Source organism: Terrihabitans soli (genome assembly GCF_014191545.1).
Taxonomy (GTDB): domain Bacteria; phylum Pseudomonadota; class Alphaproteobacteria; order Rhizobiales; family Methylopilaceae; genus Flaviflagellibacter; species Flaviflagellibacter soli.
In genome coordinates this window covers 851,681-864,688 of the sequence record NZ_AP023361.1, presented here as the reverse complement: position 1 = coordinate 864,688, position 13,008 = coordinate 851,681, and the positions used below count along the sequence as shown (strand labels likewise).

The following is a 13,008-nucleotide window of genomic DNA, read 5'->3' as shown; positions in this document are numbered from 1 at the left end:
CTCCAGCCTCGCCCATGGGACGTCACTATGCGTGCGGACACGGGCGTGTCTTGGAGCCGGGTGAAGGGATGCGGACTCCAGCGAAGTACTCTGATATTTATGCGGAAATGACGCTTTTTGATCGAACCTGTTGTCACTAGAACACCACCAACCCGGTGGGAGGGCCGATCCGGTGCGCTATCTTTTTTCGACCGACGACATGGAGCCCGCGGGGCGTTTCGAGGGCTTCCGCGATGCCGCGCGCAAACTGTTTCAGCTCGATATCTCGGCCGATCCATCGCTGCCCTATCGCGGCAAAGTGGATCTGCAAATCGGCGGCCCTGCGGTGTTCGGGCAGGTTCTCGGCTCGGCGTCCGAATTCTTCCGCACGCCCGAACTGACGCGGCAGACCGAAGAAGGGGCCTGGCTGCTGATGACCCGCACCGGCCTGATGCATGTACGGCATGGCGATATCGACTGCGATCTCGAACCGGGCGAAGCCATCATCTTCAATTCGATCAAGCCGCATGCCGGATCCTCCATCGGCGAAAGCGATACCTGGATCGTGCAGGTCTCCGACACGCAGCTGCGCGCCCTGGGCCTTTCGGACGCCGGCGAGCGCACCGCGCTGCTGAAAAAGGACAACCCGATCGCCAAATTGATCGCGGGCGTGTTCGAAGCCTTCGACACGAGCGACACCGACGCGCTCCTGTCGCAGCCGACCGCGCTTTATCTGACGGATCTGATCGCGCTTGCGCTGCAGGCAAGCGGCGACGGGCGCGATATCGCGCAGGCCCGCGGGCTGAAGGCGGCGCGTCTGCGGGCCGTGCTCGACGACATCAAGCGCTATTTCTCGAAACCCGATCTCGATGCCGCCGATATTGCGGCGCGGCTCGGCGTGACGCCGCGCTATGTGCATCTTCTTTTGGAGGATACGGGACGAACTTTATCCGAACATGTGCTGGACCGCCGCCTTGCGGCGGCCTGGCATATGCTGCGCGATCCGGCGCAACGCGGCCAGCGCATCGCCGACATCGCCTTCTCCGTCGGCTTCACCGATCTTTCCTATTTCAACCGCACCTATCGCCGCCGCTTCGGCGAAACGCCGTCCGATACGCGGAGCTAGCGCCGGCCGCGCACCGCGCGCCAGCCGCTCCGCGTCATGATCATGCCGATAATGCCGCCGAACCAGAGGATGAAGGCGTAGAGGTTTTCGAGGATCACCGAGACGATCCGCACACCGGTCTTGAAGGCGCGGAGACTCGCCCTTCCCGTCAGTTCGACGACGCCGCGCGTCGTGCGCCCGAAGCGCGTCGACATGGTCGCGAGCTCCGACAGCTCCTCCGGCGTATTGGCATATTTCATCAGCCGCACCGTCTCGCCGGGACCTGTGACTTCGCCGAGATGGCGCGCATCGCCGATCATGCGCGCAAGATCGCCGTCGGAGGCACGGCGCACGGTCTTGGCCGCCGCATCGCGCACCGCAGCCGAATCCATGGTGGCCGCGGCTTTCAGCACATTGCCGAGTTCGCCGAAATCGACGCTCTGGCGCAGCGCGCGGCCGAGCGCTTCGCCGAGACCTGCCGTCAATGTCCCGGCCTTTTTCGCGACTTTGAGCGCCGAGACGCCGAGCTTTGCCGGCAGCGCGCCGCCGCCGGTCGCAACGGTTGCGCCCGTCGCCACGATGCCGATGGTGGACAGGCCGAGAATGATTTCGGAATAAGGCTGGCCCGACACCATCAGCCCGCCTTCATGGACGAGATCGCGCACATCGCCGACGACGGTGAGGTCCGACGTCACCGCGCCGGCAAGACCCGCAACGGTCGTCCCCTCGCCTTTGAAAAAGCCCGCGCCGAATTCCATCGCATTTCTTTGCGCCGTCGGGGCCGCCGCCGTCTCGGCCTTGATCCGCTCGACGAGATCAGTGCGGATCGGCCGCTGAAACTCGGTCGCAAGCTCCGCATACATCGCCGCATCGTCAATATCGCCGCGCGCGAGCGCCGCCTCGATCTTGGCTTCGATCGCCGGTGCGGTGATCTTCTCATCGAGTTCGCGGCGGATCGCCTCTTCCGGATCGAGCGGAACCTCGACCTCGGCAAAGATCAGCACGGCAAGAAAGGCGAGGCTGAGAAACAGCGCACCCCAGAGCAGACGTCCCAAATTCACCCTCCGGTCCAACCCCGGAACATAACGCGCCGGACAGTAGATCAGCCCCCCGGACATTGAGAAAGTCCGCCACAACGTGCATTTAGCAGGTCCGAGGAGAGCAAAAGCCGTGAAACTCGACGAAAGCCGCCCCTTCATCCCGATGAAGATCGCCGTCCTGACGGTGTCCGATACACGCACGCTTGAGGACGACAAATCCGGCTCAACGCTCACTGAGCGTCTGACAGGGGCCGGCCATGTCCTCGCCGACCGGGCCATCGTGACGGACGATGTGGCGGCCATTCAGGCCAGAGTGAAGGCGTGGATCGCAGATCCCGGCATCGATGTCGTGATTACGACCGGCGGCACCGGCTTTACCGGGCGCGATGTGACGCCCGAGGCGCTGGAGCCGGTGTTCGAGAAAAAGATGGAGGGCTTTTCCGCCGTCTTCCACCGCATCTCCTATGACAAGATCGGCGTCTCGACTGTGCAGTCGCGCGCCACCGCGGGCACCGCCGGCGGGACTTTCATCTTCTGCCTGCCCGGCTCGCCCGGCGCCTGCCGCGATGCCTGGGACGGCATTCTGCAGAGCCAGCTCGATTACCGGCACAAGCCGTGCAATTTCGTCGAGATCGCGCCGCGCCTCGACGAACATCTGAAGCGGAAGAAGAGTTAGGCGTAGAGCCGCGCCACAAGACGCGCGGGCACGCGCAGCGCCAAAAGCGCAGCCCCGATCGCGCGCCTCGTCCCGGTGCCGAGCGCCGCATTCGCCGCCGCGCGTTCGGTGACGAACAGGTTCGAGCGCAGACGCGTCAGACGCGTCGGGCCGATGCGGCGGACGAGATCGACATATTCGACCGCCGGAAGATGCCGGAAGCCGCCGAGGCTTTTGTAGAACGAGCGGTGGATCAGAAGACCGTAAGACCCCGGATGCGGACCGAACAGGCGGCGCAGGACGCCGCTGCGGTGATCATCGTGGGAAATGCGGAAGGTCGCCGCGCGCGCGGTCGCGACGCCTTTGCGCTCGGCGCGCTCGATGAACTGGCGGGCTTCGCGATACCAGCCCTCATCCGGCTCGACGCCGGGCGCGAGGAAAAACAGCCACGGCCCTTTGGCAGCTTCGGCGCCGATCGACAGGCGCTGCTCGCGCCGCTTCGGCCCCTTCATATAGATGCAGCCAGCGGCATCGGCGATCACCGGAATGCCCGGCGCCGTGCCGCCGTCGACGACGATCACATCGCGGACGGCGCCGTCAGCCGCGCCCGAAACGAGCGAGGCAAGCGTTCCGACAAGGGCCTCCTCATCATCAAAGGCCTGAAGAACAACGCTGATCATATTTCTCCTCTACCACCGACTGACCAAAAGGCGACATTCTTCCTTTGGTCGCAGTAAACTTGCTAATCTGTTCTCGTTATGTTCTTATGCCTCTCATCGAGGATTTGAACATGGCTGCCCTGGCCCGCGAACTGGATTACGAGACGGAGCGAGAAGCCCCGATCGGCATCACTGCCGACAGGAGGCGGGGCCGGGGCGCCGTGACCAATCCATCCGGCCGGTTCGAGCCCTATTCGCGCTCGCTCGCGGATGACGGCTGGGAGAGCCTGGCCGATCTGCCGCCCTTCAAGACGGAAGTGTCCTACGAGGCGGCCAAGAAGATCATCACCCGCAATCAGTCGCCGGACATCAGCTTCGACCGCTCGATCAATCCCTATCGCGGCTGCGAGCATGGCTGCGTCTACTGCTTCGCGCGGCCGACCCACTCTTATCTCGGCCTGTCGCCGGGCCTCGATTTCGAATCCAAGCTGACCGTCAAACCGAACGCGGCCGAGCTTCTGACCAAGGAACTGGCGGACCCGAAATACGAAGTCCGCACCATGGCGCTCGGGACGAATACCGATCCCTATCAGCCGATCGAGCGCGAATACCGCATCACGCGCTCCATTCTCGAAGTGCTGGCCAGGACGAAGCACCCGGTCGGGATCGTCACGAAATCCGCCCTCGTCCAGCGCGACATCGACATTCTCGCGCCGATGGCGGCGGACAATCTCGCCCGCGTTGCGATCTCTATTACGACGCTCGATCCGAAACTCGCGCGCACGCTCGAGCCGCGCGCCCCGACGCCGCCCAAACGCCTCGAGACGATCAAGGCGCTGACCGATGCCGGCATCCCCGTCACCGTCATGATGGCGCCGGTGATCCCTGCTCTGAACGATGAAGAGATCGAGCGCGTGCTCGACGCGGCGAAAGCCGCCGGCGCGACCGGCGCCGGTTACGTGCTGCTGCGTCTGCCCTACGAGATCAAGGATCTCTTCCAGGAATGGCTGCGCGAGCACCGGCCGGAGCGCGCCAATCACGTCATGAGTCTTGTGAAGTCGACACGCGGCGGCAAAGCCTATGAAGCCGAATGGGGCAAGCGCATGATCGGCGAAGGCGTGTTCGCCTGGACGGTCGGACGGCGTTTCGAACTCGCCTGCAAAAGGCTCGGCCTCAATGAAGAGAAGCGCTCGCTGAGCAAAGACCTGTTCATGCCGCCGCCGCGCCCTGGCGAACAGCTGAGGCTGTTCTAGATGAACGCGCATGTACCCATTGGAAGGAAGCCCCGCATGGTGATGAAGCCGCGTATCAGCCTCATCACGCTCGGGGTCGCCGACGTTGCGGCGGCCACAGAGTTCTACTTAAAGATCGGATTGCAGAAATCCGGCGAGAGCAATGACAGCGTGAGCTTTTTTCAACTTTCCGGCGGCCTTGTACTGGCCGTCTGGAAGCGCACGGATCTCGCCAAGGATGCGCATATCGAAGACGGCGGATCGAAAGGTTTCGGCGGCATGGCGCTTGCCTATAACGCCGCCTCGCCGCTCGATGTCGACAAGCTGATCGCCGCTTTTATTGCCGCCGGGGCAAAGCTTCTGAAGCAGCCGGACAAGACCTTCTGGGGCGGCTATTCGGGCTATGTCGCGGACCCCGACGGCCATGTCTGGGAGATCGCGCACAATCCGTTCTGGGAACTCGACGAGAGCGGCGGCATCACACTGCCGTCGTAAGTTTCGGCGCGTTCAGGCGCGGATATCGAGACGCAAGCCCACACCCTCTTCCAGCAGAGCGCGGCTTGGCACACCGGATGTTTTTGCAATTGTCTGGGTGGGATCGCTGTCCGCGCTTACGCCGTAAGGGCCGGACAGAGGATGTTCGGGATCGATATTGCGCTTGGCCAAGGACACGTCCTGGCAGTTGCGGCAGGAAAAGCCGTTGACCGTAACCGGCCGGGAATAATCGCCACTGATCGCCATGAGCGCACCCTGAAGTCTCGTCTACGCGAGATACGTAAACAGACCCGGAAAAGATGCTTAGAGCTCGCCGGACAGTTCCATGATGCGGATCTGAAGCAGACGCTTTTCTTCTTCGAGCTTTTTGAGACGGCGCGCCATATCGAGCGAGACCGTCTTCGTGGCGTCCGCAATATCGAAGGCGACGCCCGCTTCCTTGTCGCTGCGCCAGACAAGACGCGCGTTGATCGCCTGTTCGCGGCTCGGGATCGACAGGACGAAGCGCTCCGGCAGGGAAGTCGTCTCCGCGAACACCAGGCGGCAGCCGTCTTCAGAGATATTGCGGATCAGGCAATCGCGGGTCGCGTAGAGATGATTGAAGGCGACGCGCCCGCCGAGATAGCTCGTGGTGCGGATATGCTTGCGGCGTTCGGTCTGCATCACGTCCTCCCTCTCCGTCTCCCACCAAAGTTGCAGCAAGAAGGGGCCTCGCGTCTCCTTTAAGCTGTCGTTAACCTTAAACCTCCCGACTCGATGCGCGGCATGGCATTGTGCGGCCATGGCCGAGGCCCGTCCGAAAAAAGCGAAACCTGCTCCGCGCTCCGTGGCGCGCCCCTCCTTCCGCTTCGAAAAGAAGGCGATGAAGGACGGCTGCGAACTGATCGCCGGTGTCGACGAGGCCGGCCGCGGGCCGCTTGCCGGCCCCGTGGTTGCAGCCGCCGTGATCCTCGACCCGAAAAAGATTCCGAAAGGCATCGACGATTCGAAAAAGCTGCTCGATCCGGAGGTGCGCGAGGCGCTCTATCTGAAGATCATGGCGAGCGCGGATGTGGCCTTTGTCTCGGCCTGCCCGTCGCGCATCGACCGCATCGATATCCGTAAAGCGACGCTCTGGGCGATGTGCGCCGCGGTCGAGGCGCTGCCGCGCAAGCCCGACCGCATCTTCGTCGATGGACGGGAATTTCCGAAAGGCCTTCCCTGCCCGGCGGAAGCCGTCATCGACGGCGATGCGAAAATCCTGTCCATCGCCGCGGCCTCCATCATCGCCAAGGTGACGCGCGACCGGCTGATGAAAAGGCTCGCACAGTCCGTACAGGGCTACGGTTTCGAGCGACATGTGGGCTACGCAACGGCCGAACATCGCGCCGCGCTGATTGAGCTCGGCCCGACATCGCATCACCGGCGCAGCTTCGCGCCGGTGCGGATTGCGTTCGAAATGAAGGAAGGACTTGTTACGCCCGCGCAGGCCGCATTCCTCTTTGAGGAAAATGCGGCCGCACAGGCGATAAAATCAGAAGGCGCTTAGCTCAGGAAACCCGTGAGCCAGAGCACAAGAATGATCGGCAGCGGAATGCCGATGAGCCAAAGAAGTCCACCCTTCATCATGGTTGTTGCCTCCAACAGGGGTTGTCGTATGAGGCAATGTCCGAACCTGCTAAGTGGTTCCCGCAATGAAAAAGGCCGCCCCGAAGGGCGGCCTTTTACTCTTTGACGCTTCCCCGAACCGTCAATGAAGCTTGCTGCGGACTTCTTTGAGTCCCTTTGTCACAAGCTCCTCACCCTTTTTCCCAGTCGCGCTCTTTTTGAGCACCTCGCCGGCGGCCTTCACGGCAGCATCGGCGGCAATGGCACGAACTTCGGCGACCGCCTGGCTTTCGGCCTGAGCGATCTTCTGCTCGGCCATCTTGGTGCGGCGCACGACAAAGTCTTCCGACTTCTGCTTGGCCTCGGCGGCAAGACGCTCAGCTTCCGATTTCGCAGCAGCGATGATGGCCTGGGCCTCGCTCTCCGCTTCGCGGCGCTTGCGCTCATACTCGGCGAGAACCTTCTGGGCCTCCTCGCGCAGAGCGCGGGCCTCATCCAGATCGTCGGCGATCTTCTTCGAACGCGCGTCGAGCGCCGACAGGATCGTCTTGTGAACGCCGACATAGCCGAGAATGGCCATGAAGATGACGAAGGAGACGAGAACCCAGAATTCAGCGGTCTGCAGCATTCCAGTCTCCTCAGCTCTTCAGCGTCGCATCGACGGCGGTTTCGACATCCTTGGCATCCGGCTTGTCGCCGAGAAGCTGCGCAACGATATCGGAAGCCGCTTCGACCGCAATCGTGCGGACATTGGAGAGCGCCTTCGCCTTGGTGTCGGCGATCTGCTTCTCCGCTTTGGCGAGACGCTCGGAGAGATCGGCTTCGATCTTCTTCTTCTGCGTATCGGCCTCGGCCTGCACCTTGTCGCGGGTTTCACCGGCGATCTTCTGCGCCTTCGAACGGGCCTCCGCGAGCGAAGACTCATAGGCCGCGATTGCCTGCTCGGTCTCGGTCTTAAGGCGCTGGGCCTCGGCGAGATCGGAGGCGATGCGGTCGCTGCGCACTTCGAGGATCGAGGCAACGCGCGGCAGCGCGATGCGGCTCATCAGGAAGTAGAGCGCGCCGAAGGTGATCGCGAGCCACAGAATCTGCGAGGCGAAGGTGTGGGACTCGAAGGGCGGGAACCCGCCTCCGTGACCTTCCTGCGCCTGATGCACTTCCGTGTGCACGCTTTCGACCGGCGCGGTTGCGCCGGGCTGCATTTCGTTCAGGACCTTGGCCGTTTCCGACATGCTTTGTCCTCACAAGGGCGCTGCTTGAGCGCCCTTCCCCGTTATTAGACGGCGAACAGGAGGAGGAGCGCGACGAGCAGCGAGAAGATGCCGAGCGCTTCGGTAACGGCGAAGCCGAAGATCAGACGGGCGAACTGGCCGTCGGCAGCCGACGGGTTGCGCAGCGCGCCGGAGAGGTACTGGGCGAAGATGTTGCCCACGCCGATGGCAGCGCCGCCCATGCCGAGGGTGGCGAGACCGGCGCCGATGTACTGACCGAGAGCTTCCATAACTGATCTCCTTAAGTGAAGTTTGCGCCTGGGCTTAGTGGCCCGGGTGAATCGCGTCGTTGAGATAGATGCAGGTGAGAATGGTGAACACGTAAGCCTGGAGGAAAGCCACCAGGAATTCGAGGCCCTGAAGGGCGACCGCCATGCCGAGCGGCAGGACCGCAAGGCCCCAGCCCACCGCGCCGAGCGCGGCGACGAGCTGCACGACAAAGCCCGCAAAGACCTTCAGCGTGATGTGGCCAGCAAGCATGTTGGCGAAGAGACGAACCGAGAGCGAGATCGGACGCGAGAGGAAGGAGATGACCTCGATCGCAACGACCAGCGGCATCAGGAACACCGGAATGCCCGACGGAACGAACAGATGCAGGAAATGCAGGCCGTTCTTCCAGAAGCCGTAGAGGATGACGGTGGTGATGACGAGCATCGCCAGCGCGAAGGTGACGATGATGTGGCTCGTCACGGTGAAGGCGTACGGGATCATGCCGAAGAGATTGGCGACCAGCACGAACATGAAGAGCGAGAAGACGAGCGGAAAGAACTTCATCCCCTCATTGCCGGCGGACGAGCGCACGGTATTCGCCACGAATTCGTAGGAGAGTTCGGCGAGCGACTGCCAGCGGCCCGGAACGAGAGCGCTGCGGCTCGTCGCAAGAACCAAAAACAGCGTGATGGTGAGGACGGTCGCCACCATGAACAGCGAGGAGTTCGTGAAGGCGAAGGTGCCTTCGCCGAACAGCGGAACGATATTGAATTGGTGGATCGGATCCATGTCGCCCTGTGTCCGCCCTTAATCGGTCTCGCCCGGTTTTTTCGTGAGGCCGGCCGATCTCAGAACGTTGAGAACGCCGGCCACGAAGCCGAGCAACAGAAATACAATCAGCCCCCAAGGCGATATGCCGAACAGCCAGTCGATGCCCCAGCCCAGTGCCGCGCCGACGAGAACGCCGGCTGCGAATTCGCTGGCGAGCCGGAGCGCCTGGGCCATGCCCTGAACGCTCTTGCCTGCCCGCGGGCTGTGTTCATCCCCATCCGCCCGGTCGGCCTGCGCTTTCTTCAGCGCGGTGTCGAGACGGCGGAGTCGTTCGGAAAAATCACCCCCGGACGCGCCCGGACGTGCACTGTCCCGGCCGTTCGTGTCGTTATCGCTCATGCGAGGAAGACCCAAGCGCCGGAAAGCTCGCCGGAGCTTCCGAAATTGCGCGGCACCATAGTTGCGCCCCCCACGCTAGTCAAGAAAGTGTGAGGGTGTTCGCGTGTACTCTAAATCTTTGGAACGCTTACAGAAACGCCTTGCGTAACCTGCGTCAGACCGCCTCACGCAGGCGTTCGGCCGCTTCGAGGTCGACCGAGACGAGCTGACTGACGCCGCGCTCGGCCATGGTAACGCCGAACAGGCGGTCCATCCGGCTCATCGTCACCGGATTATGGGTGACGACGAGGAAGCGCGTGTCGGTCTCCTTACGCATGGCGTCGAGGAGGTCGCAGAAGCGGTCCACGTTCGCATCGTCCAGAGGCGCGTCGACTTCGTCCAGCACACACAACGGCGCCGGATTGGTCAAAAAGATCGCGAAGATCAACGCCATGGCGGTCAGCGCCTGCTCGCCGCCCGAGAGCAGCGACAGGGTCTGCGGCTTCTTGCCGGGCGGCCGGGCGACGATTTCGAGGCCGGCTTCCAGCGGATCGTCCGATTCGATCAGTTCGAGCTTGGCTTCGCCGCCGCCGAACAGCGTCGTGAAGAGTTTGCTGAAATGGCCGTTCACGGTGTTGAACGCCTCGGACAGGCGCTCGCGCCCTTCCCGGTTCAGCGACTGGATGCCCTGGCGCAGGCTCTTGATGGCCTCCACGAGGTCATCACGCTCGGCGATCAGCGCATCATGTGCGGTCTGCACTTCGACGAGTTCCTCATCGGCGCGCAGATTGACGGCGCCGAGGCGGTCGCGGTCGGCTCTCAGCTTGTCGAGCTCGGCGGTGATCTCCTCGCTCGGCGCGCTTTCGGCGGCGCTGGCGCGGGCCTCCGCATTCGGCGGCTCGCCGACCGAATCGACATAACGGCGCAGCGCATCGGCCAGTCTTTCGTCGGCGGCGTCGCGGCGGGTCTCGGACCGCGCCAAAGCCTCGCGCGATTCGCCCAGCGCCCGCATGGCTTCGCGGGCGACGTTCTCGGCCGCCTGCTTTTTCGTTTCGCCTTCGGCCAGCCGGTCGCTTGCGGCTTTCGCTGCGGTCTCGGCCTCGCCGATCGAGGTCAGAAGGCTGCGGCGCTTGGCGGCGACTTCGTCCGGCACACCCTGCAGGGCTTCGTGCTCGGTCGAGGCCGTCGTGTGGCGCTCCTTGATGTCGGTCACGCGGGTCGCGGCGCCCGAGCGGCGCTGTTCCCAGGACGTGCTCTCGCGGACGATGTTCTCGCGCTGACGCTGGCGCGTCTCTCGCTCGCGGCTGAGCGTGCCGGCGGCAGCGCGCGCATCGGCGGCGACGGCGCGTTCCTTTTCGGCAACCGCGCGCAGCTCATCGCGCTTCACTTCGAGATCGGCAATCGGCAGGAGCGATGCAATCGCCTGCTCGGCTTCTTCGAATTTCTTGCGGGCTTCTTCCTCGTCGACCGTCACGCGCTGGAACTGTTCGGCAAGCGCCGAGCGGCGGGCCGACAGATGCGCCGTCTGGCGTTCGGCCTCGGCGGCGCGGCCGCGCGCTTCTTCGAGCGCCTTGCGCGCAGTGCGCACGGCATCCTTTTTCTGGTTCTCGGCAGCCTGCGCCGCCTGAACGGCCTGTTCGTTTTCGGCGTTGGCCGCTTTGCGGTCCTTGACCACTTCGAACGCGGCAACGAGCGCAAGCTCGATTTCCTTGAGGCGATTGCGGCCGGCAAGACGCCGCGCCGACACCGTCTCCGCATCGGCACGCGAGGTGTAACCGTCCCAGCGCCACAAATCGCCTTCGCGCGACACAAGCCTCTGGCCGACGGCGAGCTCTTTCTGCAGGCGCGGGCCGTCTTCACGCGAGACGACACCGATCTGCGCGAGACGCCGCGCCAGAGCCTCCGGCGCGTCGATATGATTGAGCAGCGATTCAGCACCCGCCGGCAGAAGCGGATCGCCGGACACATCCTCGGTGCCGCCCCAATGGATCGGCGCTTCCGCGTCCAAAGGCACGCTGAGATCTTCACCGAGCGCTGCGGCAAGCGCCGCTTCATAGCCGCGCTCGGCCTGCAGCTTGTCGATCACCGGCTCCCACTGGTGCTTGGTGTCGACATTGACCATGCGCGCCAGCGTCGAGGCTTCGACCTGCAGGCGGTTCAGTTCGGTTTCGGCTTCGCGCTGCGCCTGGCGGGCGCGCGAGGCGGCTTCGCGGGCGGCGGTGAGCGCCGTTTCACCGGCGACGGCGGCAACTTCGGCGGCATGCAGCGCGGCGGATGCGGCTTCGGCTTCGGCGGCAAGATCGGAGAGTTCGCGCGGCGGAGCTGCGGCTTCCAGCGCGCGCGCTTCACCTTCAAGGCGCTGCAATTCGCCGGTCAGGCGCGTCAGGCGCTGATGGGCGTCATTACGGGCGCGCGTCAGCGCATCGCGCTCGGCGGTGCGGGCGGCGAGCGCGGCGCTGGCCTCGGCCAATGCATCTTCAGCGGATTTCAACGTGATTTCGGTCTCGGCAACGCGCGCCGTCGCCGCCGTCTCGCGTTCGCCCGCGGCGGCATCTTCGCCGTCGAGCTGGGCGAGTTCCGCCTTGAAGCGTTCAAGCGTTTCCGCGGCGTCGGTGACGAGCGTTTCTTCGCGGGCGCGGTCGCTCTCAAGCTGGGCGATGCGGCGTTCGAGATCTGAGATCTTTTCGCGCGCCTGGCGTTCTTCGCGGTCAAGATCCTCGCCCGCCCGCTTCAGGCGCTCAAGGCCCGCGGCGGCGGCGGCCGCATCGTTGCGGAGCTGCGGCAATTCATGGCCGGCAACCGCATCGTTACGCGCAGCTTCGCCCTGCGCGACCGTGCGTTCGGCAACCACGCGTTCGGCTTCCGCCAAAGCCTGCCTTGCCGCATCGCGTTCGGCTTCGGCTTCGGTGTGGGCGCGGGCAAGCTGCAGGGATTCCAGCCGGCGGATATCGGCGGAAAGCTGTCTGTACTTGACGGCCTGGCGCGCCTGACGCTTCAGGCTTTCGAGCTGGGCTCGCATGCGCGACAGCACATCTTCCGTGCGCTCGAGATTTTGTTCGGCGGCGCGCAACTTCAGTTCGGATTCGTGGCGGCGCGCATGCAGGCCGGCAATGCCCGCCGCTTCTTCGAGCACGCGGCGGCGCGCTTCGGGCTTGGCATTGATGATCTCGCCGATCTGGCCCTGACGCACAAGCGCCGGAGAGCGCGCACCGGTCGAAGCGTCGGCGAAGAGAAGCTGCACATCGCGGGCGCGCACTTCGCGGCCGTTGACGCGATAGGTCGAGCCCTTTTCGCGCTCGATGCGGCGCGTGATCTCAAGCTCTTCCGCATCGGTGAACGGCGCGGGCGCTTGCTTATGCGCATTGTCGAGCGCGATCAGAACTTCGGCGGTGTTGCGCGCCGGACGCCCGGCCGAGCCGGAAAAAATCACATCGTCCATCGCCGAGGCGCGCAGCGTCTTGTGCGAGCCCTCGCCCATCGCCCAGCGCAGCGCTTCGACGAGATTGGATTTGCCGCAGCCGTTCGGACCGACAATACCGGTCAGGCCCGGCTCGATCTCGATCTCCGAGGAGTCCACGAAGGATTTGAAGCCGACAAGGCGAAGTCGGGTGAGCTTCATGTGTTGA

At 64.1% G+C, this 13,008-nt stretch carries 15 protein-coding genes; 5 read left to right on the top strand and 10 right to left on the bottom strand.

Annotated elements, in window-relative coordinates; genetic code table 11:
• The first annotated feature begins 172 nt into the window (after positions 1-172).
• Positions 173-1,105 carry an AraC family transcriptional regulator gene (locus IZ6_RS04580; protein WP_222876830.1) on the top strand — a complete coding sequence of 311 codons (933 nt, stop codon included), beginning with the start codon at positions 173-175 and terminating at the stop codon, positions 1,103-1,105.
• Here the strand turns inward: IZ6_RS04580 and IZ6_RS04575 are convergent.
• The gene (locus IZ6_RS04575; protein ID WP_222876829.1) at positions 1,102-2,139 is read right to left on the bottom strand and encodes a hypothetical protein; all 1,038 of its coding nucleotides are present in this window, start codon (positions 2,137-2,139) and stop codon (positions 1,102-1,104) included. The genes IZ6_RS04580 and IZ6_RS04575 overlap by 4 nt on opposite strands.
• 115 nt (positions 2,140-2,254) lie before the next feature.
• On the opposite strand from IZ6_RS04575, the gene moaB reads away from it, so the two are divergent.
• Positions 2,255-2,800 carry a molybdenum cofactor biosynthesis protein B gene (gene moaB, locus IZ6_RS04570; RefSeq protein WP_225874001.1) on the top strand — a complete coding sequence of 182 codons (546 nt, stop codon included), beginning with the start codon at positions 2,255-2,257 and terminating at the stop codon, positions 2,798-2,800.
• Here moaB and IZ6_RS04565 read toward each other — a convergent pair.
• Positions 2,797-3,459: a glycosyltransferase gene (locus tag IZ6_RS04565; protein WP_222876828.1), complete on the bottom strand. Its 663-nt coding sequence runs from the start codon at positions 3,457-3,459 to the stop codon at positions 2,797-2,799. The two genes, moaB and IZ6_RS04565, sit on opposite strands and share 4 nt — an antisense overlap.
• 110 nt (positions 3,460-3,569) lie before the next feature.
• Here IZ6_RS04565 and IZ6_RS04560 point away from each other — a divergent pair, with 110 nt between their 5' ends.
• Both IZ6_RS04560 and IZ6_RS04555 read left to right on the top strand, forming a co-directional pair.
• Positions 3,570-4,691 carry a PA0069 family radical SAM protein gene (locus IZ6_RS04560; protein WP_225874000.1) on the top strand — a complete coding sequence of 374 codons (1,122 nt, stop codon included), beginning with the start codon at positions 3,570-3,572 and terminating at the stop codon, positions 4,689-4,691.
• A gap of 42 nt (positions 4,692-4,733) precedes the next feature.
• Entirely contained in the window at positions 4,734-5,165 is a 432-nt protein-coding gene (locus IZ6_RS04555) for a VOC family protein (protein WP_338054680.1), read from the top strand.
• Positions 5,166-5,177: 12 nt separating this feature from the next.
• On the opposite strand, the gene IZ6_RS04550 is transcribed toward IZ6_RS04555, so the two are convergent.
• Positions 5,178-5,411: a hypothetical protein gene (locus tag IZ6_RS04550; protein WP_222876825.1), complete on the bottom strand. Its 234-nt coding sequence runs from the start codon at positions 5,409-5,411 to the stop codon at positions 5,178-5,180.
• A gap of 57 nt (positions 5,412-5,468) precedes the next feature.
• Entirely contained in the window at positions 5,469-5,828 is a 360-nt protein-coding gene (locus IZ6_RS04545) for a PilZ domain-containing protein (protein WP_222876824.1), read from the bottom strand.
• Positions 5,829-5,991: 163 nt separating this feature from the next.
• Here IZ6_RS04545 and IZ6_RS04540 point away from each other — a divergent pair, with 163 nt between their 5' ends.
• Complete coding sequence (locus tag IZ6_RS04540) at positions 5,992-6,693, top strand: ribonuclease HII (protein WP_338054679.1); 702 nt, start codon at positions 5,992-5,994, stop codon at positions 6,691-6,693.
• 201 nt (positions 6,694-6,894) lie between these two features.
• Here IZ6_RS04540 and IZ6_RS04535 read toward each other — a convergent pair whose 3' ends face one another.
• The 6 genes from IZ6_RS04535 to IZ6_RS04510 all read right to left on the bottom strand — a co-directional run bounded on the left by IZ6_RS04535 (position 6,895) and on the right by IZ6_RS04510 (position 13,001).
• Entirely contained in the window at positions 6,895-7,380 is a 486-nt protein-coding gene (locus tag IZ6_RS04535) for a F0F1 ATP synthase subunit B family protein (RefSeq protein ID WP_222876822.1), read from the bottom strand.
• A gap of 10 nt (positions 7,381-7,390) precedes the next feature.
• Complete coding sequence (locus IZ6_RS04530; protein ID WP_420825578.1) at positions 7,391-7,963, bottom strand: F0F1 ATP synthase subunit B; 573 nt, start codon at positions 7,961-7,963, stop codon at positions 7,391-7,393.
• Between the two features lie 65 nt (positions 7,964-8,028).
• Positions 8,029-8,253, bottom strand: coding sequence for a F0F1 ATP synthase subunit C (locus tag IZ6_RS04525; protein WP_222876821.1), 225 nt, complete (start codon positions 8,251-8,253; stop codon positions 8,029-8,031).
• Positions 8,254-8,287: 34 nt separating this feature from the next.
• Complete coding sequence (locus IZ6_RS04520; protein WP_222876820.1) at positions 8,288-9,022, bottom strand: F0F1 ATP synthase subunit A; 735 nt, start codon at positions 9,020-9,022, stop codon at positions 8,288-8,290.
• Between the two features lie 18 nt (positions 9,023-9,040).
• Positions 9,041-9,403 (bottom strand): AtpZ/AtpI family protein, encoded by a 363-nt coding sequence (locus IZ6_RS04515; RefSeq protein WP_222876819.1) that lies wholly within the window; start codon positions 9,401-9,403, stop codon positions 9,041-9,043.
• 154 nt (positions 9,404-9,557) lie between these two features.
• The gene (locus IZ6_RS04510; protein ID WP_222876818.1) at positions 9,558-13,001 is read right to left on the bottom strand and encodes a chromosome segregation SMC family protein; all 3,444 of its coding nucleotides are present in this window, start codon (positions 12,999-13,001) and stop codon (positions 9,558-9,560) included.
• Positions 13,002-13,008 lie beyond the last annotated feature (7 nt).

What these genes read in the sequence shown, in the direction of transcription:
- IZ6_RS04565 (WP_222876828.1), bottom strand. Translation starts at nt 3,459, where the DNA reads ATGATCAGCGTTGTTCTTCAGGCCTTTGATGATGAGGAGGCCCTTGTC.
- IZ6_RS04560 (WP_225874000.1), top strand. Translation starts at nt 3,570, where the DNA reads ATGGCTGCCCTGGCCCGCGAACTGGATTACGAGACGGAGCGAGAAGCC.
- IZ6_RS04555 (WP_338054680.1), top strand. Translation starts at nt 4,734, where the DNA reads ATGAAGCCGCGTATCAGCCTCATCACGCTCGGGGTCGCCGACGTTGCG.
- IZ6_RS04550 (WP_222876825.1), bottom strand. Translation starts at nt 5,411, where the DNA reads ATGGCGATCAGTGGCGATTATTCCCGGCCGGTTACGGTCAACGGCTTT.
- IZ6_RS04545 (WP_222876824.1), bottom strand. Translation starts at nt 5,828, where the DNA reads ATGCAGACCGAACGCCGCAAGCATATCCGCACCACGAGCTATCTCGGC.
- IZ6_RS04535 (WP_222876822.1), bottom strand. Translation starts at nt 7,380, where the DNA reads ATGCTGCAGACCGCTGAATTCTGGGTTCTCGTCTCCTTCGTCATCTTC.
- IZ6_RS04525 (WP_222876821.1), bottom strand. Translation starts at nt 8,253, where the DNA reads ATGGAAGCTCTCGGTCAGTACATCGGCGCCGGTCTCGCCACCCTCGGC.
- IZ6_RS04520 (WP_222876820.1), bottom strand. Translation starts at nt 9,022, where the DNA reads ATGGATCCGATCCACCAATTCAATATCGTTCCGCTGTTCGGCGAAGGC.
- IZ6_RS04515 (WP_222876819.1), bottom strand. Translation starts at nt 9,403, where the DNA reads ATGAGCGATAACGACACGAACGGCCGGGACAGTGCACGTCCGGGCGCG.
- IZ6_RS04510 (WP_222876818.1), bottom strand. Translation starts at nt 13,001, where the DNA reads ATGAAGCTCACCCGACTTCGCCTTGTCGGCTTCAAATCCTTCGTGGAC.